Source organism: Halosimplex salinum (assembly GCF_003730195.1).
Taxonomy (GTDB): domain Archaea; phylum Halobacteriota; class Halobacteria; order Halobacteriales; family Haloarculaceae; genus Halosimplex; species Halosimplex salinum.
Genome location: NZ_QWGG01000005.1, coordinates 91,615 through 115,398, shown reverse-complemented (window position 1 = coordinate 115,398; position 23,784 = coordinate 91,615). Strand labels below are relative to the sequence as shown.

At 68.0% G+C, this 23,784-nt stretch carries 25 protein-coding genes; 11 read left to right on the top strand and 14 right to left on the bottom strand.

Annotated elements, in window-relative coordinates; translation table 11 throughout:
* Window positions 1-169: 169 nt before the first annotated feature.
* Window positions 170-1,249, top strand: coding sequence for an archaeosine biosynthesis radical SAM protein RaSEA (locus D1409_RS14580; RefSeq protein WP_123537724.1), 1,080 nt, complete (start codon window positions 170-172; stop codon window positions 1,247-1,249).
* Window positions 1,250-1,664: 415 nt separating this feature from the next.
* Window positions 1,665-1,922: a HalOD1 output domain-containing protein gene (locus tag D1409_RS14575; RefSeq protein ID WP_123537723.1), complete on the top strand. Its 258-nt coding sequence runs from the start codon at window positions 1,665-1,667 to the stop codon at window positions 1,920-1,922.
* 133 nt (window positions 1,923-2,055) lie between these two features.
* Here the strand turns inward: D1409_RS14575 and D1409_RS14570 are convergent, their stop codons facing one another.
* On the bottom strand, window positions 2,056-3,300 hold the full coding sequence (locus D1409_RS14570) for an ABC transporter permease (RefSeq protein ID WP_164471708.1): 1,245 nt from the start codon (window positions 3,298-3,300) through the stop codon (window positions 2,056-2,058).
* Between the two features lie 112 nt (window positions 3,301-3,412).
* Entirely contained in the window at window positions 3,413-4,135 is a 723-nt protein-coding gene (locus D1409_RS14565) for an ABC transporter ATP-binding protein (RefSeq protein ID WP_123537721.1), read from the bottom strand.
* Between the two features lie 126 nt (window positions 4,136-4,261).
* Between D1409_RS14565 and D1409_RS14560 the strand changes: the two genes are divergently transcribed.
* On the top strand, window positions 4,262-4,453 hold the full coding sequence (locus D1409_RS14560) for a hypothetical protein (protein ID WP_123537720.1): 192 nt from the start codon (window positions 4,262-4,264) through the stop codon (window positions 4,451-4,453).
* A 403-nt stretch (window positions 4,454-4,856) separates the two neighbouring features.
* On the opposite strand, the gene purQ is transcribed toward D1409_RS14560, so the two are convergent.
* From purQ to D1409_RS14540, 4 genes are read right to left on the bottom strand one after another with little or no spacing between them, the layout of a single operon-like run.
* On the bottom strand, window positions 4,857-5,534 hold the full coding sequence (gene purQ, locus D1409_RS14555; protein ID WP_123537719.1) for a phosphoribosylformylglycinamidine synthase I: 678 nt from the start codon (window positions 5,532-5,534) through the stop codon (window positions 4,857-4,859).
* Window positions 5,531-5,782: a phosphoribosylformylglycinamidine synthase subunit PurS gene (gene purS / locus D1409_RS14550; RefSeq protein ID WP_123537718.1), complete on the bottom strand. Its 252-nt coding sequence runs from the start codon at window positions 5,780-5,782 to the stop codon at window positions 5,531-5,533. Before purS ends, purQ begins: the two co-directional genes overlap by 4 nt.
* Before the next feature lie 49 nt (window positions 5,783-5,831).
* Window positions 5,832-6,491 carry a DUF7504 family protein gene (locus D1409_RS14545; protein WP_123537717.1) on the bottom strand — a complete coding sequence of 220 codons (660 nt, stop codon included), beginning with the start codon at window positions 6,489-6,491 and terminating at the stop codon, window positions 5,832-5,834.
* Window positions 6,488-7,411, bottom strand: coding sequence for a GAF domain-containing protein (locus D1409_RS14540; protein ID WP_123537716.1), 924 nt, complete (start codon window positions 7,409-7,411; stop codon window positions 6,488-6,490). The genes D1409_RS14545 and D1409_RS14540 overlap by 4 nt, the downstream gene beginning before the upstream one ends.
* Before the next feature lie 200 nt (window positions 7,412-7,611).
* On the opposite strand from D1409_RS14540, the gene D1409_RS14535 reads away from it, so the two are divergent.
* Window positions 7,612-8,598 carry a formyltetrahydrofolate deformylase gene (locus tag D1409_RS14535; protein WP_123537874.1) on the top strand — a complete coding sequence of 329 codons (987 nt, stop codon included), beginning with the start codon at window positions 7,612-7,614 and terminating at the stop codon, window positions 8,596-8,598.
* Between the two features lie 103 nt (window positions 8,599-8,701).
* Window positions 8,702-9,325 (top strand): RAD55 family ATPase, encoded by a 624-nt coding sequence (locus D1409_RS14530; RefSeq protein WP_206425072.1) that lies wholly within the window; start codon window positions 8,702-8,704, stop codon window positions 9,323-9,325.
* A gap of 150 nt (window positions 9,326-9,475) precedes the next feature.
* Here the strand turns inward: D1409_RS14530 and D1409_RS14525 are convergent, their stop codons facing one another.
* Together D1409_RS14525 and D1409_RS14520 are read right to left on the bottom strand one after the other, a co-directional pair.
* Complete coding sequence (locus D1409_RS14525) at window positions 9,476-9,862, bottom strand: CHY zinc finger protein (protein WP_123537714.1); 387 nt, start codon at window positions 9,860-9,862, stop codon at window positions 9,476-9,478.
* Window positions 9,863-9,877: 15 nt separating this feature from the next.
* Window positions 9,878-10,930, bottom strand: coding sequence for a phosphoribosylaminoimidazolesuccinocarboxamide synthase (locus tag D1409_RS14520; RefSeq protein ID WP_123537713.1), 1,053 nt, complete (start codon window positions 10,928-10,930; stop codon window positions 9,878-9,880).
* Between the two features lie 200 nt (window positions 10,931-11,130).
* Between D1409_RS14520 and D1409_RS14515 the strand changes: the two genes are divergently transcribed.
* The 5 genes from D1409_RS14515 to D1409_RS14495 all read left to right on the top strand — a co-directional run bounded on the left by D1409_RS14515 (window position 11,131) and on the right by D1409_RS14495 (window position 17,011).
* Window positions 11,131-12,639 carry a tellurite resistance TerB family protein gene (locus tag D1409_RS14515; protein ID WP_164471707.1) on the top strand — a complete coding sequence of 503 codons (1,509 nt, stop codon included), beginning with the start codon at window positions 11,131-11,133 and terminating at the stop codon, window positions 12,637-12,639.
* A 12-nt stretch (window positions 12,640-12,651) separates the two neighbouring features.
* Window positions 12,652-13,686, top strand: a complete 1,035-nt coding sequence (locus D1409_RS14510; RefSeq protein WP_123537711.1) for a sodium:calcium antiporter — start codon at window positions 12,652-12,654, stop codon at window positions 13,684-13,686.
* 71 nt (window positions 13,687-13,757) lie between these two features.
* Entirely contained in the window at window positions 13,758-15,161 is a 1,404-nt protein-coding gene (cofH, locus tag D1409_RS14505) for a 7,8-didemethyl-8-hydroxy-5-deazariboflavin synthase subunit CofH (protein ID WP_123537710.1), read from the top strand.
* A gap of 205 nt (window positions 15,162-15,366) precedes the next feature.
* Window positions 15,367-16,155, top strand: coding sequence for an MFS transporter (locus tag D1409_RS14500; protein ID WP_123537709.1), 789 nt, complete (start codon window positions 15,367-15,369; stop codon window positions 16,153-16,155).
* Window positions 16,156-16,354: 199 nt separating this feature from the next.
* A complete protein-coding gene (locus D1409_RS14495; RefSeq protein WP_164471706.1) occupies window positions 16,355-17,011 on the top strand; it encodes a helix-turn-helix domain-containing protein in 657 nt (218 codons plus the stop codon).
* Window positions 17,012-17,117: 106 nt separating this feature from the next.
* On the opposite strand, the gene D1409_RS14490 is transcribed toward D1409_RS14495, so the two are convergent.
* Together D1409_RS14490 and D1409_RS14485 are read right to left on the bottom strand one after the other, a co-directional pair.
* Window positions 17,118-17,618 (bottom strand): hypothetical protein, encoded by a 501-nt coding sequence (locus D1409_RS14490; protein ID WP_123537707.1) that lies wholly within the window; start codon window positions 17,616-17,618, stop codon window positions 17,118-17,120.
* Window positions 17,619-17,817: 199 nt separating this feature from the next.
* Window positions 17,818-18,378, bottom strand: coding sequence for a hypothetical protein (locus D1409_RS14485; RefSeq protein ID WP_123537706.1), 561 nt, complete (start codon window positions 18,376-18,378; stop codon window positions 17,818-17,820).
* Between the two features lie 276 nt (window positions 18,379-18,654).
* On the opposite strand from D1409_RS14485, the gene D1409_RS14480 reads away from it, so the two are divergent.
* Window positions 18,655-19,497, top strand: a complete 843-nt coding sequence (locus D1409_RS14480) for a beta clamp domain-containing protein (RefSeq protein WP_123537705.1) — start codon at window positions 18,655-18,657, stop codon at window positions 19,495-19,497.
* Window positions 19,498-19,536: 39 nt separating this feature from the next.
* Here D1409_RS14480 and cofG read toward each other — a convergent pair whose 3' ends face one another.
* From cofG to D1409_RS14460, 4 genes are all read right to left on the bottom strand, one after another.
* A complete protein-coding gene (cofG, locus tag D1409_RS14475) occupies window positions 19,537-20,685 on the bottom strand; it encodes a 7,8-didemethyl-8-hydroxy-5-deazariboflavin synthase subunit CofG (RefSeq protein WP_123537704.1) in 1,149 nt (382 codons plus the stop codon).
* A 354-nt stretch (window positions 20,686-21,039) separates the two neighbouring features.
* A complete protein-coding gene (gene cofC, locus D1409_RS14470) occupies window positions 21,040-21,681 on the bottom strand; it encodes a 2-phospho-L-lactate guanylyltransferase (protein WP_123537703.1) in 642 nt (213 codons plus the stop codon).
* Window positions 21,682-22,455, bottom strand: a complete 774-nt coding sequence (locus D1409_RS14465) for a hypothetical protein (protein WP_123537702.1) — start codon at window positions 22,453-22,455, stop codon at window positions 21,682-21,684. It lies immediately after the preceding gene.
* Complete coding sequence (locus D1409_RS14460) at window positions 22,433-23,617, bottom strand: tubulin/FtsZ family protein (RefSeq protein WP_123537701.1); 1,185 nt, start codon at window positions 23,615-23,617, stop codon at window positions 22,433-22,435. Before D1409_RS14460 ends, D1409_RS14465 begins: the two co-directional genes overlap by 23 nt.
* Window positions 23,618-23,784 lie beyond the last annotated feature (167 nt).

The window sequence follows — 23,784 nt, the reverse complement described above, 5'->3', positions numbered from 1 at the left end:
AACATCGGGACCGCCTGAAGCCGACTCCGTCGACTTCCGTGCTCGCGGCTTTCAAACCACAAAAGCCGCGACTGCCGATGGGCAACTCCGTTGCCCATCGTGCTCACAGATTTGCTCTGCAAATCTGTGACCGCCGACGTTTTATCGCCAGACCGGATAGAACGGGGCAATGAGTCAACCGAGCCCCGAAGTCTACGAGGAGGGCAAGGGGATGGACGCCCACAACAAGGTGATGCGCGAGGTCCGCTCGCGCAACGACGCCAGCTACGACCCGCGCGAGCCGACGCGGGTGTGGCTCGACGAGGACAACACGCCGGACTGGTTCGTCACCTCCCTGACGATCATCCTGAACACCGGCGGCTGTCGCTGGGCGCGCGCCGGCGGCTGTACGATGTGCGGCTACGTCGCCGAGTCCGTCGACGGCGGGAGCGTCGCCCACGAGGACCTCATGGCCCAGATCGACGCTTGTCTCGACCACGAAGCGGAGAACGCGGACGACCCCGCCCAGCAGATCAAGATCTACACCTCCGGCTCCTTCCTCGACGAGCGCGAGGTGCCCGCCGAAACTCGACAGGCCATCGCCGAGACGTTCGGCGACCGCGACCGCATCGTCGTCGAGTCTCTCCCCGACTTCGTCGACCGCGAGAAGATCCGCGAGTTCACCGAGCAGGGCCTCCAGACCGACGTCGCCATCGGCCTGGAGACCGCGACGGACCGCGTCCGCCGCGACTGCGTCAACAAGTACTTCGACTTCGCTGACTTCGAGGCGGCCTGCGCGGAGGCCAGCGCCGTCGACGGCGGCGCCATCAAGGCGTACCTGCTGATGAAACCGCCCTTCCTCTCGGAGGGCGAGGCCGTCGAGGACATGAAGCGGTCGGTGCGGCGCTGTCTCGACGTCGAGGGGTGTCACACCGTCTCGATGAACCCCTGTAACGTCCAGAACTACACGATGGTCGAGGACCTCTACCACGATGGCGGCTACCGCCCGCCGTGGCTCTGGTCGGTCGCCGAGGTGCTGGAGGACACCGCCGACGTCGACGGCATCGTCGTCTCCGACCCCGTCGGCCACGGCTCGGACCGCGGCCCGCACAACTGCGGCGACTGCGACGACCGCGTCCAGCGCGCTATCAAGGACTTCGACGAACGGCAGGACCCCTCCGTGTTCGACCAGGTGTCCTGCGAGTGCGAACGCACGTGGGAGGCCGTCGTCGAACGCGAACGGAGCTACTCCCTCCCGCTCGCACGCTGAGACGCCCACTCCTCGTCGGTCCGACCCGCCCGCTCCGTTCGACCCGAAACGTACCCCCCGCCGTTCGACGTTTTGTGACTCGTTACCACAGTCAGGAGCGCCAGGGTCGTGCGGTTACACTTTCACTCCGGTTGCCGTGGGTTTTTATGCGTCAACGATCTACGGTCTCTTAGGGGCCCTGGAGACCCCGATTGTCACACGCTCCAGTCCCCTACGTTCCCCATCCTATCCGACCCTCGCGAGTCGCGACGATCGTCCGGGGAGTACGAGTACGCTCTCCGAGGTCTCGACCGCTCGTCGGCAGACGGACAGGGCCGGGTCTAGCGCAGGCAGTAGCACGTGCCTCCGTCTCAACAACTAGCTATCATATTTGTGAATGCGAAGGATTATCATCTTACGTTTATTAATTTTGATTATGAGATGTGATATACGGGAGCACGAATCGGTCCCGCACGCGGTTATCCGAGCGACGAGCGACTTCGAGGACCGGCCGCCCACGTCGTTACCGCCGTTACAGGAGGCGATAGACGTAGACGCGCTCGAGAAGCTGTTCGAGCGGTCGTCGGACGCGCGGCCACGCCTCAGATTCTCCTACTGTGACAATCGCGTCTCTATCGGTCACGACGACACTCTCACCGTCGAGGTCGCCAGTTTCCCGGACTCGTGGGACTGAGCGCGGCGTCGGATGCCGTCACGCCGAGAGTCGGCGACTGCCTGACGCGCCGGTCCTCGACGAGCGGACCGCCGTCGGTCGGTCGGCGTGACCAGTACGGTTCGTTCTCCCGGACGAAAGAAGGAGCGGCCCCTTACTGCTGCACCATGCGGACGAGTCGGTCGAGCCAGCCGGCGTTGCCGGTGATCGGGCGGTCTGACTCGAATATCTTCACCGCCAGCCACACCGCGACGAGAGCGAAGACGATCTCGTAGCCGATGCCCGCGAACACCAGCCCGCGGTCGTCGAACAGCAGGCGCTTGGGCGCGATGATCGGGTGCGTGAACGGGATGGCGAACAGGACCCCCTTCGCCAGTGGACCGAGCGCGTCCACGTCGGTGAACATCGTGGCGAACATCGGGACGATGGCGAGCCCCGAGAGCGGGAGCAGGAGCATCTGGGCGCCCTGCTGGCTGTCGGCGAACAGACCCAGGGAGAGCGCGACCGCGAGCGTCCCGACGAGGGTGAAAAACAGCGAGACGGCGACGAGGAGGTAGTCGCCGGCACCGAGCGTGATCGCCCCGTTGCCACCGACTTCGCCGATCGAGAGGTTGCTGAAGGCGATCCCGCCGGTGTAGAGGGCGGTGGCGATGAGGCCGACGACGGACCCGCCGACGAGTTTCGCGGCGACGATAGACCGGCGATCGACCGGCATCGACAGCAGCGTCTCCAGGGTCTTGTGTTCCGTCTCGCTGGCCATCGAGTTCATCACCATCTGCCCGGAGAAGACGATGGCGAGCATGATGATCACGGGGACGAAGATGAACTGCGAGGTGAACGCGGCGGAGACGACGCCCGGCGGCGCCGAGAGCTGTCGGCCCTTGACGTAGGTGGTGTGGTCGCGCTCGATCGGGTCGAGTTGCGCCTCGCTCGCGCCCGTGACGGCGACGGTGACGTTGTGCGCGGACTGGGAGAGCAACTCCTCGACCTGTGAGGACGAGGCGATTCCGACGATGCTGACGCTCTCGACGGTGGTGTAGAGGTGGATCCGTCCCCGTTCGCCGGACTCGATCCGCTCGGTGAAGTTCGCCGGTATCTCGACGACAGCGCTCCCGCCCGCCGCCGTCGTCTCGTTCAGCGCCGTCTCGACGGAGCCGTTCGTCGAGCGGTGGGCGAGGGTCGACTCGGCGTCGAGGGTGTCGACCACTACCTCGCCGTACCGGTCGCCGTCGTGGTCGACGACGCCGACCGTCGGTTCCTGTCCGAGCTGTGCCTCGACGCCCGAGAACCCCTGTCCCATCCCGACGAAGATGAGCGGGAGCAGGAGGATCGGCAGGATGTAGCGCGGTCGCAGGAGCTCGCGCGCTTCCTTCCAGACGAGACGTGTGAAGGGTCTCACGCGACCACCCCCTCGCTTCGCTCCGGGATAGGCGCGCTCGACCGGTGCTCGCGGATCGCTTCCGCTCCCCGCTCGCGATTCCGCGGTCCTCCCTCCGGTCGGACCGCGCTCATCAGGCGACCACCTCAAGGAACACGTCTTCGAGGTTCTCGGCGTCGTACTCGGCCATCAGTTCCTCGGGCGAACCGCTGGTGACGATGACACCGTCGTTGAGCAGCCCCACCCGGTCACAGAGGTACTCGACTTCGAGCATGTCGTGACTCGAGAGGAGGATCGACCGCTCCTCGCCGGGGAACTCCTTGACGACCTCGCGGACGGTCTTGCTGTTTTTCACGTCCAGCCCCGAGGTGGGTTCGTCGAGGATGGCGAGGTGCGGGTCGGTCATCAGCGCGCTCCCCAGCAGGAGTTTGCGCGTCATCCCTTTGCTGTACGCCTGCGTGTCGTCGTCGATCCGCTCGTCCAGGTCCGCGATCTCGACCCCGCGCTCGACCATCGCGTCCGCCGCCGCGCCCTGTGCGTAGAAGTCGGCGACGAACTCGAGGAACTGCCGACCGCTCATCGACTCGTAGGCGCCGGCGTCCTCCGGCAGGTACCGGATGGCCCGCCGGACGGCGTCCGGGTCGGCTTCCACGTCGTGACCGGCGACGGTCACCGTGCCCTCGTCCTTGTTGAGGAGCGTCGCGAGCGTCCGTAGCGTCGTCGTCTTCCCCGCCCCGTTGGGGCCGACCAGCCCGAATATCTCGTCGGGCCGAACCTCGAAGGAGAGCCCTTCGAGCGCCTGTACGTCCCCGTAGCGTTTGCGCAGGCCCTCCACCTGCACCGCCTGCGTCGTCATGGTGGTCGGCAGATGCGCCCATCGGATAGTTGACTGTTCTGGTCTCGCGTTCCGGCTGTGAGTCGTGCGCCGGCCACGGCGAGTACACCACAGCTACAAGTCATCCGGGCGGCAGGTGTCGGTACGATGGTTCCGCTTCAAGTCCCCGGCGCGACCGAACTGATCATCATCCTGCTGAACCTCCTGATCGTCGCCGGCTTTATCGGTGGCCTCGTCTACCTCGTTCGACGGTTCGGCGGATCGGACGACGACAAGGACGAACGGATCGAGGAACTGGAGAACCGCGTCGAGGAACTCGAACGCGAGAAGGAGTCCTGAGCGGATCGACTGTCTGGAGTCGATTCAACCGGGAGAGACAGCGGACGATGAAAGCCCTCGACCCGCTCGCGGTCGCTGAGCAGGATATTCTCGTTCGCTCCGCTCACTCGAATAGTGCCTGCTCAGCGACTGCCCTGCGGTGCGACCGTGCCTCGCCCTTTCGATCCACCGGAAGACTCACTCCGTTCGTCTTCCGAGCCCTGACTCGCTGCGCTCGTCAGGACGCCAGGACAACACTGCACCGCAAACAGCCTCACACCTCCCCAGCCGATTCGCTCAGTCACTCCGTTCCTTCACTCATCCCTCGCACGGCACCATCTCGCGGTCCTCGCGGTGCTCGGACACGCTCGACAGCGCGCGCCACCCATCGAATTAAAGAGTCGAATCCGAGAGGAGAAGAGGTCTACTCGCCGAACGCGCGGAGGACGCCCTGTCCGTCGGTGGCGCCGATGTCGGGGAGGGAGACGCGCTCGGGGTGGGGCATCAGGACGGCGACGGTGTCGCGCTCGCCGAGGACGCCCGCGACGCTGTGTTTCGAGCCGTTCGGGTTGGCTTCGGGCGTGACCTCGCCGTCTTCGTCGCAGTAGCGAAAGAGCACGCGGTCGTCGGCTTCGAGTTCTTCCAGTCGAGCGTCGTCGATCTCGTAGCGGCCCTCGCCGTGGGCGATGGGGAACTCGACGACCTCGCCCTCCTCGAAGTGGTCGGTCCACGGGGTGTCCGCGTTCTCGACGCGGAGGTGGACGTGCTCGCACTGGAAGCGTGCGCTCTCGTTGGTGGTGAAGGCGCCGGGGGTGAGCGAGGACTCACAGCCGATCTGGGCGCCGTTACAGATGCCGAGGACGGGTGTCCCGCTTTCGGCGGCCTCGCGGACCTCGTCCATGATGGGCGAGCGAGCGGCCATGGCGCCGGCGCGGAGGTAGTCGCCGTAGGAGAAGCCGCCGGGGAGGACGATGCCGGTGGCGTCGGCGGGGAGGCCGTCCTCGTGCCAGACGAGTTCGGTGTCGATGTCGAGGTGGGCGAGCGCCTGGACGGTGTCGCGGTCGCAGTTGCTCCCGCCGAATTGAATGACGGAGACGGTCATCGTTCCTCGACGGAGACCTCGTAGTCGTGGATGGTCGGGTTGGCGAGGAGGCGTTCGGCCATCTCGCCGGCGCGCTCTCGGGCGTCGTCGGCCGACGCTGCGTCCATGTCGACCTCGAAGCGGTCGGCCGCTCGCAGGTCCTCCAGGTCGAACCCGAGCCGTTCGAGCGCGCGCTCGGTCGTCTCCGCCTCGGGGTCGAGGACGCCGTGTTTGAGGCGAACCTCGACCGTCGCGGTGTAAGCGGTCATCAGGTGAGTGGCGGTCACGCCGGGAGAAAACGGTTTTGACTCGGCCCGGTCAGTGCTCGAACTCGACGGGCTGCCAGTCGTCGGGCTGGTCGGGGAGCCCCCGCACCCGGATCTTCCGTCGCCCGTCGGACTCGCGGAGTTCGATCTTGCCGTCGAACGCCTGCGCGATGGACGAGAGCGTCTGGTCGTCGACGGTCCCGGGGTCGATAGCGCAGACGCCGAGCCCGTCGGCCACCCGGATGCGCCCGGTGAGCGTGTGGACGAACCGGAACACGGACTTCGCGGGCGCGTAGACGACGAACGGCGAGAGCGTGTAGATACCGGTCCGAACGCGACTGGCGCCGTTCGCGTGGATCCGTTCGTACAGCGAGGAGAACTCGATGCCGGCGCCGGTCAGGTCGGCCGGGCTCCCGACCGCGTGGACGTTGCACGAGTCGTCGTCGGCCCCTTCCTCCGTGCAGTCGACGACGCCCACCCGGGCGAAGTCCACGTCGCCACCGAGCGCCTGATAGTCGGTCAGGGTCTGTCGTCCGTCGACGTCCGCGGCGACGAACAGCGCCCCCTCGCGTGAGTGGCGACGCAGGAGCATCCGCAGCGTGAGTTCGCGGATACCACCCAGCGCCGGACCGGTGACGAGGAGGTTCGTCCCCGCGTCGACGCCGGCTATCGGGAGGTTCTCGAACGTGTAGGTCGGTTCCTGGATACTCATGCGTCCTCACCGTCCGTTCCGGCCGTCTCAGTCCCCTCCGACTCCGAGTCGTTCAGTCGCCGTCGCAGCTCGAGCTGGTCCATCGCCTCCGCGGCGAACAGCGTGAGGTCGGCGAGTTCGTCCTCGGAGAACGTCCGGGGCTCGTCGTGAGTGAGGCAGAACGCGCCGACGGTCGCGCCGCGTGGCGTCTCCAGCGGCACACCGGCGTACGCGCGGATGTCCAGCTCGTCGAGGCGGTCGTTGTCGGCGAAGCGGTCGTCGGCGTGGGTGTCCTCGACGACCAGCAATTCGTCCTCGAGGATCGTGTGCGTGCACATCGAATCCTCCCGAGAGAGGGTCTCCCACTCGGAGCCCGCACAGGCCAGGAACCGCTCCTCGTGGGCGTCGATCAGGCCGACGAAGGCCACGTCGACGCCGAACCGGTTGCGCGCGAGCGTCGTCAGTCGGTCGAACGCGTCGGCGGCCTCCAGCCCCGGCCGGTCGTACTGTTCGAGCGCTGCGAGGCGCTCGTCTTCCGCGGTCGGGAGCGGGTAGCCGACCTGCGTCCGCTCGGTGACCGTGTTCCCGACCATGCGGGCGAGCGACTCTCGCGCGCCGGGCATGTCCCGGGGGAGGTACTCGACCACGACGTCTTCGCGCTGGTCGGTGTCGATACGGTCCGGCGACACGTCGGTAAAGAGAATACAGGGCGTGTCCGGCGACGTCTCGCGGACCTGCGCCGCGACGTCGAGTCCGGTTCCGTCCGGGAGGTCGTACGCCGTGACGACGCAATCGACTCGTTCGCCGGCGAGCGCGTCGGTCGCCTCGTCGACGGACGACGCCTCGACAACGTCGACGTCACCGTCGGCGGCGAGCGCGTCGCGCGTGACCGCCCGCTCGGTCTCGTCGGCGTCGGCACACAACACGGTCAATTCTCGCATATCCGTCTCTGCAGTCCGTTTCGACTCCACTGTTATAACTCTCTGCGTGCGTGATCCACTGCTGAGAATCGGCGAGGCGGGGCGTGTGAACCGACGGCGAGCGACGGGAACGCTTTAGACGCCCACGCCCGTCAGCGCTATCCGATGACTGTCAGTTCACGCACGCGCTCGCCGGGTCGAACCCGGCCGAGGTGGTCGCGATGACACGGGAGTTGACCGAGATCGTCGTCGTCGGCGAGGACGACACGGGGCTCATCGCGGAGATCACCTCGTTGCTCTTCGAGCGCAACATCAACATCGAGGACATGGACCAGGCGGTCCGCGAGGGCGTCTTCCGAATGACGATGCGGGTCGACACGTCCGAGATGATCGTCAAGGAAGAGACCCTCCGGGAGAACCTCAACGACCTGGGCGACGAACTCGGTGTCGACGTCCAGGTGCGGTTCCCCGACGACCGCGAGACGCAGGGCATCGCCGTCCTCGTCACCAAGGAGTCCCACTGCCTGGAGGCGATCTTCGAGGCCTGGGCGAGCGGCGACCTCGACGCGGACGTCGAAGTGGTCATCGGTAACCACTCGGACCTCGAACCGCTCGCCGAGAAATACGACGTGCCCTACCACGACATCGGGGACGAGAAGGGGACGCCCGACGAGGACGAACTCCTCGACCTGCTGGCGGAGTACGACGCCGACCTCGTCGTACTGGCGCGCTACATGCGCATCCTCAGCCCCGACGTGGTCTTCCGCTACGAGGACCGGATCATCAACGTTCACCCGTCGCTGCTGCCGGCGTTCCCGGGCGCCTCGGCCTACATGCAGGCCATCGAGGAGGGCGTCCGCATCGCGGGCGTCACCGCCCACTACGTGACGACCGACCTCGATCAGGGGCCGATCATCACCCAGCGGGCGTTCAACGTCCCCGACGACGCGACCGAGGAGGAGCTCCAGCAGATCGGTCAGCCGCTGGAGGCCGAGGCGCTGCTGGAGGCCATCGACCTCCACCTCAACGACGAGGTGACCGTCCACCGCGGGCGGACGACGCTCCGCGACCCCGAGGCGGCCGACGCGCAACTGGGCGCCCCGTCGGATCTCGACCAGGCGAACCCCGACCGACCGATCGACGGCCTCGGCGAGTACGTCGCCGAGCAGGACGACGAGGACCAGACGGAAGCCGAAGCCGACGACTAACTCCGGCGGGAGTCGGCTAGACGCCCCGTAACAAAGCTCACGGGTACGTTCTATCCGGTTATGGGTGGGACCGACGAAGTGGACGGCCCGGGTGGGTCGAACCGTGAGTGATCGTTTCTCGACCGGCGTCCCGGTGCTCGACAGGGAACTCGACGGCGGAGTGCCGCCCGGGACGGTCGCCGCGTTGCTCGCGGAGCCGGCGAGTCAGGCCGGACTGTTCCTCGCGGAGTTCGCCGACCGCCACGAGACGCTGTATCTCTCCGCCGAGCGCTCGCCGACGGCTGTCTCGCGGGAACTCCGATGTAGTGGGTCGCCCGACGACCTCGCGGTGACGGCGCTGGACCGGGACGCACCGGTCGTCGACGCGCTCGGGTACGTCGACCAGTTGCCCGACGATACGCTGGTCGTCGTCGACCCCGTCGACTCGCTGGAACGTACCGACCCCGGCCAGTACCGGGCGTTTCTGTCCGAGCTACGGGCGACCGTCGCACAGACCGGCGGGATCGCCGTCGTGTACGGACTCAAACACGACGATGCCCCGCCACAGCGCCATCGAACCGAGTACATGGCCGATCTCGTCTTCGACCTGCGTACCGTCGCCGACGGAGACGGGGTCGAGAACCGGCTCCGCGTCCCGAAGTTCCGCGGGGGCCGTGCGCTCACCGATGCGCTTCGCGTCTCGCTCACAGACAGGATCACCGTCGACACGAGTCGCGATATCGCGTGAGAGGGACGGACACAGTAGCGAACAGGCGACGCGGACGGCTCGCAGAGCGGCGTGTCGCGCTCCCGCGGACCGCTCTGCGGCGGGTCTCAGGTCACACCGCCGGGTGGCCCCGCTCTCGTACTTGAAGCTACGGAGCGGACTCGTGGCGGCTCACTCCTCGACGGCGAAGTATCGGCCGCGGTGACGCCGACACCCGGGGTTGAACGCCGCGCCGCACTCCGGGCAGGCGTCCTCGCAGTCGAGATACGACCGCACGGAGAGGGCGGTCCCGCAGACGCCACAGAGGACCACCGGGTCGTCGAACGCCGCTCGGGGAACGCGCTCGGAGTCGTGGTCCGTCACGGCCTCGTGGCAGCGAAAACAGGGGTAGTAGCGGTCACAGCAGGGAAAGCGAAGCGCGACCACGTCGGCCGCCGAGTCGTAGTGGGCACAGCGCGTCTCGGCGTCGACCGCGACGCCGCGCAACGGCACCAGAAAGCGGTCGTCCGTTTCCGGCGGGGCGGTCGTTCGCCGGTCGTCGCACGGGTCGTCGGTCATTCTCGCGGTCGGGCGTCAGAGGTCTCGAACGGCCTCGACGGCAGCGTCGAGTGACGGGGCGTCGAAGGCCTCGCGGCCGACGTACGCGTTCGTGCCGGCGCAGTAGAGGTCGCGAGCGGCGGCGACCACGCGGTCGTCGAGCGGTTCGGGCCGGCGGTCACAGAGGGACTTCCAGTCGGCGACGCCGCGCTCGTCGGCCTCGCGTTTGGCGGCGGAGACGGCCTCGACCCACTCGGGCTGGGTCCGCTTGTGGTACTGGCGGACGACCTCCTTCGAGACCTGCTGGTCGCCGTAGGAGAAGCGGTTCTCGTCGAACGTCCCGACGACGTCGGCGACGCGGACCTCGCCCTGGTAGTAGAGACACTCGATCTTGCCGTCCTCGTGTGTGAGATCGGCGTCGGCGGCGCGCTCGGTGACGAGTCGGTTGACCTCGCGAGCGACCGATTCGAGGTCGTCGACACTCGCGGCGCCGGCGATACGGTCGGCGTCCTCGCGGGCGAGATAGCGGTCCTGCTCCTCGTACTTGGTGGAGAACTCGACGACCGGGTCGTCGAGGTCGACCGCCTCGTCGGGCCAGCTCTCGAAGTCGAGGCCGTGGTCGGCGGGGTCGGTGCGTTTGCGGAGCGAGGAGCCCACGGGGACGCGGTTGCGGAAGACGATCTCGAGCGGGACGAGGTAGTTCTCGCCGGCGCCCTCGTGGTAGGCGTCGTAGTCGTAGCCGCTGGGGTCCTCGGTGGCGTCGCCCTCGAAGGGGAGGTCGGGGACCTGGGTGAGTTCGATGACCATCTCGCGGGGCGCTTCGCCCGAGTCGAGGGCGTCGTCGAGCGAGACGGGGCCGTCGGTCGCGTCGGTCGCGACGCCCTCGTAGTGGGTGGGAACGCCCTCGCGTTCGAGCAGTTCGAAGTTGAACGCGCCCATCGTGCAGAGCGAGGCGCCCTTGTCGGGGATCTCGTCGGGCATCTTCCCCCAGTCGAACACCGAGTAGTCGTCGGTGAAGACGAACGCGCCGCGGCCGAGGTCTTCGGCCGTCGCGGGCGTCTCCACGCGGAACTCCTTCACAGAGGTCATGTCGGTCCAGTCAGCCCCCTCGGCAAAGCGATTTCTGGTTCCAGTGTCGGCACGGCCACCGGAGTGGTCTCTCCGTTAGCTCGGAACGGACCGCGTCCGCTCCGAACCCGTGCGCTGCTCCCTCGCTGCGGTGATTCCGCGCGACATGACAGCCGAACCGGATCCGGTGGAGATAAGTGGAGGCGTTCTGCCACCATGCTATGGGACTAATGGGCATACTCGGGGCGCTGGTCGCCCCGCTGCTGGGGCTGGCCGCGGTGTTCGGTGGAACGTGGGCGTTCTACAGGGTTCGGACGGCCGTCGCGACGCTCGCCGGAGCGACCGCAGGGCTGGTCGTCGGCATGACCGTGGGAGTCGGGGCGCCAGCCGTCGGCGGCGGCGTCGTTGGAGCGGCGGCCGGACTGGCGGCGGCACGATACCACACGCGCGGCGGATCGATCGCGGTCGGCGCCGCGACCGGCCTGTGTTTCGGGCCGCTGGTCGCGCTCCTGGCCACGGGGAGTGCGACGCCGGTCACCGCGATCGGGACCGGTCTCGCGCTGGGGCTCGTCCTCGCCGGTGTCGCGTGGCGGTTTCCACGCGGGGCCGTCCTGGTCGGTACGTCGTCGATGGTCGGATTCCTGAGCGTCGGTGTCGAGGCGGGCCTCCGCCCGTCGCTGGACACGCTCTCTTCGGGGGCGATGGTCGGGGTAGCGCCGGAGACAGCGGGCGGGTTGCTGTACATCCTCCCGATGATGACGCTCGCGATCGGCGTGACGATGCAGCCGGTCGTCCTCGAGTACAGCGAGTCCGTCCCGCCGCTGTATCCGGGCTGGTTCCGGCGGCTGTTCGGGTTCGAGTCGCGAACCGGACCGACGCCGGAGCATCCGGTCGGCTGTGCGTCCTGCGGGACGGTCGGTGAGCCGGGCGTCGAGGTGTGTCACGCCTGCGGAGACGGCGGGACGGAGTACGGCGTCCCCGACGGCGCCGTCGCGGTCGACGTTCCCTGTCCGTACTGCGGAACGCGACCGATCGAGGAGACCGCCGACGCCACGGTGGTCACCGGATACCTCCTCGCGTACAAGATCGAGTCCGAGCGACACCTCGCCTGTCACGCCTGTCTGCGCGACCAGCTGTGGGGGTCGGCCAAGCGGACCGCGCTCACGGGCTGGTTCAGCATCACGTGTATCCTGATGAATCCGTTCGTGATCGCGTACGACCTCGGTCGCGGACTGCTGAACCGAGGGCCGACGACGGCGCTGGTCGGCGCGCTCGAAGACGCCGGCGTCGAATACTCCTTCCTCGAGGACACGTCGGCGTTCGACCCGTCGGGCCACGCTGACGACGAGCTGGTCCTCCAGGGACTGGTCGCGGTCGGGTCGGCGGTGATGCTCGCGGACGGCTCCCCGACGCCCGAGGAGGCGGAGGTCGTCCGAGACGCCGCGCTGGAGAGCGTCGACGGTTACACCGCCGACGAGGTCGAAGCCGCGATCGAACGGAGTGCCGCGGAGTCGACGGACCCGGCGACGGTCGCCGAGGCGCTCGCCGGCGCACTCCCGCCGACCGAGCAGGCGCGGGCGCTCTCGCTCGCCGACGCGGTCGCGCGGGCCGACGGGGAGACGACACGCAAAGAGCAGGCGACGATCCGCAAGATCGGGGGCGCCCTCGACGTCGACGAAGACGACGTCGGGTCGTTCGGCGGCGCACCGGTCGGTGCGGGGAGCGACTGAGATCGGACCACGATGAGCGAGAGCGTCTCGGCAGTCGACCTCGGGATCGTCCTGGTGGCGACCGGCGCCGTCTGGATCGGGAGCACGTGGCTCGAATCCGCGAGCGAGCGGCTCTCGGCGTACTACGGGCTCCCGCAGGTCGTCCAGGGGTCGGTCGTCGCGGCCGTCGGGTCGAGTTTCCCGGAACTGGCGACGGTCGTCGTCTCGGCGCTCGGCGGAGCGCTCGGGATCGGGACCGGCGCGATCGTCGGTTCGGCCATCTTCAACGTCCTCGTCATCCCGGCGATCGCGGGCCTCTCGACCGAGGGGGAGATCGAGGCAAACCGGACGCTCGTCTACAAGGAGGCGCAGTTCTACATGCTCGCCGTCTCTGCGCTCGTGATCACCTTCGCGATGGCGGTGATATACAACCCGGATCCGAGCGTCGACTACATCGGCGGCGAGTTGACCCGGGCGCTGGCCGTCGTCCCCCTCGCGCTCTACGGCCTCTACCTGTTCATCCAGGCGCAGGACACCGCCGACCACGTCGCCGACCCCGAGACGGGAGCGGGCGTCGACGCCGGCAGGCAGTGGGCGTTCCTGCTCGCCGGACTGCTCGTCATCCTCGTCGCCGTCCACCAGCTAGTCGAGGCGGTCGAGACGATCGGGCTGGCCGTCGGCGTCGACGACTTCGTCATGGGCGTCACCGTCGCAGCGGGGGCGACGAGTCTGCCCGACGCGCTGGTGAGCGTCCGCGCCGCGCGCGACGGCCGCGGCGTCGCCTCGGTGGCGAACGTCCTCGGCTCGAACACGTTCGACCTGCTCGTCGCCATCCCGGTCGGCGTGCTCATCGTCGGGACGTGGTCGTTCAACTTCGCACTCGCGGTCCCGATGTTCGCCGTCCTCACGCTGGCGACGGTGCTCCTCTTTACGGTCCTCCGAACGGATCTCGCCCTCTCGACGGCGGAGTCGGTCGTCCTGCTGCTCGCGTACGCGCTCTTCGTGGGCTGGGTCGTGCTGGACACGCTGACCGAGGTCGTCTCGGTGTTGCCGGCGACTGGTGGATGAGCCGTCACGAACAGCGGGGTCATCGGCCGATTCCCGTCCGCTTATCACGCTGGCCGGTGTGATGACGGGCAATGACCGACGCCGCCGACCCGCGACCGAACGTGCCGCGGGGAGAGTTCGGGTTCGAGCACGTTCCCGAGACCGATCAGTCGTTCGAGAACGCGCTGGCGAAGGCTCGCACGGGCGAGCGGCTCACCGTCGCCGACGGCGTCGAACTCCTGACGACCGGCACCCGAAGCGACGGCATCGACCGCGAACGCAAGGAACTCGTCCTCGAGGCGGCCGACCGCCGTCGCGAGGAAGTAGTCGGCGACGAGGTGACGTTCGTCGCCAACCTGAACAACAACGTCACGACCGCCTGCAACACCGGCTGTCTGTTCTGTAACTTCAAGGACCGCTCCGAGCAGTTCCGCAGCGCCAACGACGAATCACACGGCGGGTTCACGAAGCGACCGCACGAGTCCCGCGAGATCGTCCGCAAGGCCGTCGAGCGCGGCGTCTACGAGGTCACGTCCGTCTCGGGACTCCACCCGGCGTTCGCACTCGACGAGGAACACCGGGAGATACTGGAGTCGAGCGACCGCGGCGACCTGAACTACCGGCCGCCGGAAGAGTACGACGTGGATCCGGGCACCTACTGCGAGCAGATCGAGGCGATGAGCGTCGACGGCGTCCACGTCCACTCGATGACGCCCGAAGAGGCCTACCACGGCCGCCGCGGCACCGACTGGTCCTACGAGGAGGTGTACGGCCGTCTGAAAGAAGCGGGGCTGGACTCGGTGCCCGGTACTGCCGCCGAGATCCTCGTCGACGAGGTGCGCGACGTTATCTGCCCCGGGAAGATCGGGACCGACGAGTGGCTGGAGGCGATGGAGGCCGCGGCGACCGTCGGCCTCGACGTCACCTCGACGATCATGTACGGCCACGTCGAGAACGAGATGCACCGGGTCGAGCACCTGAAGCGGATCCGCGAGTTGCAGGAGCGGACGGGCGCGATCACCGAGTTCGTCCCGCTCTCGTTCGTCCACCAGAACACGCCGCTCCACGAGGAGGGGATGGTGGAGGCCGGGGCCACCACCGACGAGGACGAACTGCTGATCGCCGTCTCTCGACTGTTCCTCGACAATATCGACCACGTGCAGTCCTCGTGGGTGAAGTACGGCGACGAGCAGGGGCTGAAGATGCTCTCCTGTGGCGCCGACGACTTCATGGGGACCATCCTCTCGGAGGAGATCACCAAGCGAGCGGGCGGGGAGTTCGGCGAGGTCCGCTCGTTCGACGAGTACGTCGAGATGATCGACGCCATCGGTCGCGTGCCGGTCGAGCGCTCGACGGACTACCGGCAGCGCCGCCGCATCGACCCCGACGATGGCCCGCACGGCCCGGAACTCGGGCCGAAGGCGGACGGGACGCCGCTGGTCGACCCCGACTGGCTCGCCGAGACGGTCGGTGAGACGAGCAGCGCCGACGACTGAAGCGAGGTGCGAACGAAGTGAGCACCTCGGAACGCGAGCGGGGAGCGTGCGAGGTCGACCGAAGGAGACCTCGATGTGAACGGCGCGAAGCGCCGTGAACGAAGTGACCCGCGAGCCGCGTGGCAGTGTGAAGCGAGGTCACGGAACGAGTGAGCGTGGAGCGCTTCCGACACGCCCATCAGTTCGTCCGTCTAACACGAGTGCGATGGCAGCGACCCTCCGCGAAGCCCTCCGCGAGCGACTGACCGTCCGAGGAGCCCTCCAGTGGGCCGGCTTGCTGGCCCTCCTCTGGCACGTCCTCGACCCGACGACGCCGCAGTTCGTGACGACGGTCGTCTCGATGGCGCTGTTCGGACTGACCGAACTCGTCACCGACGTGTACGACGTGCGCCAGTCCGTCAGGAACGCCGGAATCGGTCTGTACGCGCTCGTCGGCGGGGCGGCGATGCTCCTGTTCGACGACGGGACGACGTGGCTTCCGGTCGCCTTCCTGATCGTCGGGGTCTGGTTCGTCGCCGACGCGGTCCAGACCATCCGCTACGAGGGCGCAACGGAGGACGAGCCCACCGGTCGCGAGGTGTACCACGACTACGTCGCTCGACGGGTTGTCGAGGCGCTCGACGCCGGTCCCCGGACTCGCCGGGAACTGTCCGAGACCCTCGAAGCCGACGACGACGCCGTCGACGCCACTATCGAGAAACTCGAATCCCGCGGCGTCGTCGTCCGTGAGGGGAGTTCGCTCCGCGTGGACGACTCCGACGACGAAGACGGCGCCGTCGGCCGCGTCACCGGCGCCCTCGCTGGGTTCGCGCGGCGGATCGCCCGACCGCTTACGCTCGAACTGGACAGCGAGGAGGCGGGAGGAGGCCGAGCGCCAGCGGACTCGAACGGTGAGAGGGGGCGTCGGACGGACAGTGAACGAGACGGAGCGGAGTCGGACCGCGAGCACGAACGCGAACGCGAACGCGCACGCCAACGGGAGACCGCGGGCTAGGGGCATCGGAGCGTCAGCAGGGCGGCGGTCCCGGGAGAGGGCGAGAGATTCAGGGCGACGTGGGACGAGCGCCCCGGACCGCCGCGACCGTGCTCGTCCGGCGTCAGTGTATCGGGACGCTCGGTGCGTAGGTCTGTTGCCAGTCATACGAGGTGGGTTTATACCGTGGCGTTTTCACTGGGGAGTCCCAGTGGACGGTATGCGCTACGTCACGGTGCGAGCGAGTCCGGCGGACGGCGACGCGTTCCACCCGCTCGGTGCGGCGGTCGCCGACGAGCCGGCGGTGACGCCCGGTCCGATCCACCAGATCGAGTTGATCGACGGTGAGACGGGCGTCTCGCTGTCGGAGGTGCGGGGCGGAATCGACCGCTACGGCGAGTTGCTCGACGACTCACGCTACGTCATCGACTACACTGCGACGGGAACCGACCGCGGGTTCGTCTACACGCACTTCGAACTCGACGACCTCACGCGCCGGCTCCTGCGGTACCGGCGGGGTTCGGACCTGGTGGTCGAGATGCCGATCGAGTCGGCCACTGACGGCTCGACCGTCGTCACGCTCGTCGGTGACGAGGGGGCCTTCGTGGAGGCGTTCGACGACATCCCCGACGAGGTCGACCTGGAAGTGGTCGAGACGGGCGAGTACGACCCCGGCGTCCGCCAACTGTTCGGCCGGTTGACCGGCCGCCAGCGCGAGGTGCTGGCGGTCGCCGTCCGGGCTGGCTACTACGACGTGCCGCGCGAGGCGACGCACGCGGATCTGGCCGACGAACTGGATCTGTCGGCGGCGACCGTCGGCGAACACCTCCGCAAGATCGAATCGCGCGTCTTCTCCGGGTTCGTCGCTGGGGAGTAGGCGAGGCGGCGAGCGTGTCGTCGGTCCCGTTGTTTCGGAGCGAGGGAGTCGGTTGCCCCTGTGTGTGGACTGAGCGAGCGGCGGGTGACGTGTCCGAATCCGGGAGCTATGCGAACTCGCTGAAGTCGATCTTCCTCGGTCCGGCCATGATCACCGTCTCGTCGTCGAGACACGGAGAGTCGACGCTCCGTTCGAACTGTTCGTTTCCGCCCTCGTCGTGGTAGAGGACGATTTCTACGGTATGGGTTCCCGAGAAACTCGAGTCGAGGTGGATTTCCCCGCCGTCGACTACGATGGCATCGTCGCCTCCGTTGCGCTCGTACACGACCCCGGACCGGACGCCGTCTACGTAGGCGACCAGGAAGACGCTCGTATTCGCCGGAACGGAGTAGCCGACGCGAACACTGTTTCGGTCCCATAACTGTTCTTCGATTCCCCAGAAGTTCACCGAGAGGTCCTCGTGACACGAGACGCCGGTAGCGGAGAGGTCTTCGGAGACGGTCGATATCGACGCCGCCTCGGGCGTGGAACTCCCCGGTCCGCCCGTCTCGACACAGCCGGCAGAAACTACGAGCAACAGGAACAGAGCGGTGAACGCGTGACGCATCGGAACACGTCAGGAGTGTGGACACTCTGTTAAGTACTTTCCCTGTACCGAGCATCCGGCGCCGAAGGCGCCGGTTCACCGGACGCGAGGGAGCGGAGCGACCGAAGCGTCCGGCCTTTTTCACCCATGTTTTTGCCGCGAGGGTGCCCGCAGGCGCGCGAAGCGCGCCGAGGACACCCGAGCGGGAAAAAGATGGTTTCTAGAAATTAGTCATCTTCGCCTGCACCCAGTCGTCGTCGGCCTCGTCGGTCTCCACGTCGGTCGCGTAGCGGTCGAGCAGGCGGTCGAGACTCACGTCGTCGGTCTCGCGGAGATAGGAGAGTTCGGAGAGGGTGAGCGAGCCGGTCCGCCTGAGCTTCCGGGTGAGCCGGTCGGGGTCGAGCGGTTCGCGGCGGACCTCGAACTCGACGCTCGCGGCGACCGAGCGCTCGGCCTCGGCGCGGCTGACCCCCTCTTCGAGGAGCGTCCCGAAGTCGAGGCCGGCGTCCTCGGCGCCCCGATACAGGAGCGCGAGCGCGGCGATGATCGAGCGGACGCCGTCCGGGTCGTCGCCGACGTGTTTCCCGAAGACGAGTTCCCGGTCGCGCTCGGACAGCGCGTCCGCGAGCAGGTCGGCGTCGTGGAGCCCCGACAGCACTCGCTCGCGGATCCGCGCGCGGGCGTTGCGCTCGCTCTGGGCGCTCTCGAACGTCGTCTCCCCGCGCAGATACGAGCGGTCCGCCGGGGAGAGGATTCCCCGCGGTCGTTCGTCGGCCGTCATAACTCGTTTCCGATTATACTGCGGGAGTATTTAAGCTATTATACCCGATATCCAGTTATACATGTCGCGAGCGGCGCAACGCTTAACGGGGTTCTCGGGGAAGCGGAGAACGCGCGAGTCCGGGCGGCGACGCAGTCGCTCGGACGGTATCGAGAGCGCGGCCGGACTCCCTGGCAGGTGTCGCCGGCCGCGCGAAACGCGGGCGGACTCGCCCGGTCGTCGGTTCGCCGGCGCGCCGGATACCGTTTTCGCCCGGAGCGAGCCACGACCACTGACATGACTCCCGAACAGCGGCAGGACCGCGACAGCACGGACGCATCGACCGACGAAACGACCCGGCAGACCGACGCGACCGCCGACGAAGCGGGACCCCCGAGGCTCGACGTCAGTCTCGACGCCGCCGCCCTCTCGACGGCGCTCGACGGTGCGATGGCCGTCGCGAGCGAGTGTCGGATGACCTTCGAGGACGGCCTCGCGTTCAGGGCGCGCGACCCCGCCGACGTGGCGATGGCCGAGTTGCGACTCGACAGCGGGGCGTTCGACGCCTACACGGCGAACGGGGAGACGTTCGGCGTCGCGCTCGACCGCCTCGGCGACGCCGTCTCGATGGCCGACGGGGACGCGATCCGACTCGCGCTCGGCGACGGCGGCCGGTTCGACGTGACGGCGGGGGCCGTCGAGTACACCTTCGCGCCCATCGCAGCCGACGCCGTCCGGCAGGTCGAGTGGGTCGACGCCGGGTCCGTGGAATCGAGTGCGGTGCTGGGATCGGACGATCTCCGTCGGGCGGTCCGCGCTGCCGACCTGGTCGCGGACCACGCGGAGTTCGCGGTCGACCCGGCGGAGCGGCTGCTGACGGTCACCGCCAGCGGCGACACCGACGACGTGCGACTCGAGTTCGACGAGGCCGACCTCGACTCGCTCGACCCCGGCGCGGTGGCGTCGTTGTACTCCGTCGACTACCTCCGGGACATCGTCGGGGCCGTCCCGAGCGACGTGCCCGTGACCGTCGAGTTCGTCGGCGGCGGCGAAGGCGGGTGTCCGCTCTCGCTGGAACACCCCATCGCCGACGGGGGTGGGACGGGGCGGTGGCTACTGGCGCCGCGTATCAGGCGATAGGCGGGAGAGCGCGGAGGCGGTCGGGCGGTGGCGGTCTCCTCAATCGGCCGCCGTACCCGAGATAACCGCGCGGTAGCGCTCGCCCGCGTCGTCGGCCGCGTCCATGGCGGCCTCGATGTCCGGGGAGACCCAGCGGTCGACTTCCGCGGGTGGGTCCGCGGGTTCGACGCCGGCGTTCCGGAGACGCGCCGGGAGGTACCGCTGGTAGACGGGCAGTCGTTCGTCGAGCGGGACGCCCGCGTACTCCGCGACGTCTTCGAGTTCGCGGAGCGCCGGCCACGAGTAGTCGGGGTTGACGTGGTCGTCGGTCACCGGCGACACTCCGCCGAGGTCGTCGACACCGCAGTCGATCACCTCTCGGACGGGCGCGAGGTTGGGCGGAACCTGCACCGACACCTCGTCCGGGAGGGCGGCGCGGGCCATCGCGACCGTCCGCCGGAGCGTCTCGACGCCCGTCGAGCCGTCCGTCCAGCGCTCGTTCTCCCGGACGGGCTGGACGATGACCTCCTGGACGTGGTCGTAGCGCTCGTGCAACTCGCGAATCGCGAGCAGGCTCTCCGCGCGGTCCGCCCAGTCCTCGCCGATCCCGACGAGGATCCCCGTCGTGAACGGGACGCCCAGTTGCCCCGCGGTGCGGATGGTGTTCAGGCGCTGTCCCGGGTTCTTGGCGCGCGGGCCGCCGTGGGCCTGCACGTCGGCGGTTGTCTCGAGCATGACGCCCATGCTCGCGTTCACGTCGGCGACGGTCGCCATCTGCTCGCGCGTCTGGTCGCCGGGATTCGAGTGGGGGAGCAGCCCCTCGTCGAGGGTTATCTCGCAGACTTCGCGGAGGTAGGTGTGGATGGAGTCGTGGCCCCACTCGTCGAGCTGGTCGTGGACCGCGGTGTAGCGGTCGTCGGGGTCGTCGCCGAACGTGAAGAGGGCTTCCGTACAGCCGGCGGCGGCGCCGGTGCGAACCACGTCCCGGACCTCCTCGGGGGACATGAGCGTCGCCTGGCCGGGCGGGTCGTAGTAGGTGCAGTAGGTGCAGGTGTAGCGGCAGGCCGTCGTCAGCGGGACGAACACGTTGCGAGCGAACGTCAACTCGTCCGCCGGTTCCACGTCGTCGGGCGTGACCGCGAGCAGTCGCTCCACCGCTTCGGTGGACGGGTCGATGTCGACGTCGTACTCGTCCGCGCCGGGTATCACACTCCCCCGTCCACGTTCGACGGGCAAAGCCTTGACGCTCCCGGCGAGGAGCGAGGAGACGACTGATGGACGACAGAGCACTGGCGACCGGGACACGATGGACAGGAGAGAACTGCCGACTGGGACACGGGAGATGGTCGGCGACCGACCCGGGGTCGCCGACCGTGGAACGGTGGACTGTGCTACCCCCCTCGGTCCGCGGGCAACGGGGCAGTTGGGAGCGATCCGCCGAGGCGCCAGGTCGACACAGTCCGGGGACGCGGCGCGAGACGCGACCCAGCTACACGGGACCGGCCCGTGCGTGCGATCCTCTGGGTCGGCCGGTCAAAACCGTTGTCCGAATTTCGTTCGGGTTCATCCCGAATTCCGCTCGACTTCGACCCGCCCCTCGTCCGTCGCGAGTTCGAATCCCGCGTCGCGGAGCCACTCGGCCGCCCCGCCCTCGCCGTGGAGCAGGACCTCGACGAGATCTGCCGACTCGTCGACGTCCGTCGAGAGCCGGACGGAGTCGACGACCGCGAGGGTCGCGCCGACTTCTCGCGCGATCTCGCGGTGGTCGCGGAAGGACGCGCCGTGGTAGTCGACGCGGAAGTCGGCGTCGCGGACGACGAGCGCGTTCGTCCCGCCGCCCCGTCCCGGCGCGAGCACCACGTCCGCGTCGGGTTCGAACAGCCGTTCGAGGGCGTCGGGCGTCGCGAGCGCGAGGTCGGCCATGACGACCGCGACCGGGTCGTCGTCCGCGCCCTCGGGAAGCCGCGCGTTCACGGCCTCGGTGAGCGGGCGGTCGTCGACGGCCACCGGCGCGTCGCAGTCGACGGGCGTCGTCGCGAGGACGAGCGGGTCGACCGAGACGCGTCGCTCGCTGTCGAGCGTCGAAAGCGCGTCGAGCACGTCGTCGAGCATCGCCCGTGCGAACGCGGCGCGTTCGGCCTCGTCGAGAAGGGCGGCGAGGCGGGTCTTGGGCCGCTCGGCGTCGAACGGGACGACGACGCGCATCTACTGGAGCTTCGTGGGTTCGTCCTTGTTGGAGCGCCAGTAGTAGATGCCGCCGACTACGACGAGCAGGACGATGAGGGCACCGACGCCCATCAGGATCGTCTGGGTCCGCTGGGCGGACTCCTGGGCCTGCTCGGCCTGGTCCTGTGCGTCACTGGCCAGCGACTGTGCGTTGTCGAAGTTGCTGTTCTCGTAGGCCGAGATGGCGCGGTCGCGCTGGGACTCTGCCTCGCTGTTCCCACCGGTCTCGTTGATCGCGGCCGACGCGTCGTCGATGGCGAGTCGCGCGTCGCGGCTGTCGTTCGTGTAGTGGTGGACCTGCGACTCGTTGAGGTCGCTGGTCGAACTCCCCTGGGTCGTGTCGAAGTCGTAGAGCGTGAACGTCTCGCGGGGCTCGTACGTGTAGTTCGAGACTTCCGGCACGTCGCCGGTGAGTTCGATCTCGACGGTGTCGCCGCCGTTACTGGCGTTCAGCGCCTGTTCGAAGGACTGGTCACCGTAGTTTTCCTGCTCGACCTGTTCGCCCTGCTGGCGGACCACGATAGTCCAGCTGACGCTCTCGAGTTCCGTACTCCCCTGGAGCGTCCACTGGTCGGGCATGTCGACGAACGGGTCCTCGATGGTGACCGTCGTCGTCACCGTCTCGCCGACGCGCGCGTCTTCGGGCGCGTCGCCGGAGACGACCGAGATAGCACCGGCTGTCCCGGCGACCGAGAGCGAGAGGGCGAGCAATACGACCAGCGTCGCGCTCTTAGAAGAGCGGATCCAGCTCATCTTCGTCATCTTCCACCAACTCCTCTAAGTTCTCTTCGCTTTGCTGCCGGATGTCGTCGATGTTGTCCTGGGCCTCGATGGCGACCTGCTGGAGCTCCTTGATCCGCGGGACGTTGTGCACGCCCGACAGCAGGATCGACGCGGCGACGTTGTTCTCGTGAACCGGGTAGTCGCCACCGCGGACCTCCATCGAACCGGTCTGCTCCTCGAGCCACTTCCGCCCGCGCTCTATGCCTTTCCGGTTGAGATGGTTCGAGGGACCGCTCATCACGAGCAGCGCCCGCTCGGCACCGTCGATCTCACAGGGGAGCGTCAGGCGACCCAGCGCCGCCTTCCGGACCAGCGACGTGATGCGGTTGGTGGTGTTCGCCGTGTCCATGCCGCTGTCGTCGATGCCGTCGTCGTCCCCCTTGAACCGCGAGAGCAGGCCGCCGGAGTCGCTCTCCTCGACCGACTCCGCAGCGTAGCCGACCGTGGAGACGCCGCCGCCGGAGAGCGTGTTGATGATCTCCGAGGAGTCCACGACGCTCTCTGCGACCTCGTCGCCCGCGCCGACCTCGCCGGCGCCGAACAGAACGCCGAAGCGCCGGACGATCTCGTCGTTGATCTCCTCGTAGCCGCTCTCCATCGACTCGCCGGACTTGCGCCAGGCGTCGTTGTCGAACACGAGCAGGTTGTCGACCTCGCGCACGAACGTCTGGAACGAGCGCGCGGCGTTGAGCGTGTAGATGCCACCCTCGTCGCCGCCGGGCAGGACGCCCAGCCCGTACACCGGTTCGGTGTAGATGCGCTTGAGGTGCTTGGCCAGTACGGGCGAACCGCCCGAACCGGTCCCGCCGCCGAGCCCGGCGACGATCATGAACGCGTCGATCTCGTGGACCGGGATGTTGTCGATGGCCCCCTGGATCTCGTCGATGTCTTCCTCGGCGATCTCCGCGCCGAGCTCGTTGTCGGCCCCGACGCCGTGACCTTTCACGCGCGCCTGACCGATCAGTACTCGATTCTCCTCCGGAATTCGTTCTAGCCCGAGCAGGTCCGCCTTGGCTGTGTTGACTGCGACCGCGGAGCGAACGATCCCGCTCCCGGTAGCCTCGTCGTATTCGAGGAACTTGTCAACTATCTTGCCGCCGGCCTGCCCGAAGCCGATCATCGCCAATTTCATAGCTGCGGTTACCGTTGAGAAATAAACAGTCCCATCGCGGATATAAGTTTTTTGCCCGCCTATCGAACCTGAAAGCGTCAATCGAGTAACCGCTCTCGACGTAATCCGCCGACACCGACGCGGTAAGCAGTTCTTTACCCGGTACGGAGCGAAAGCGCCGATATCGG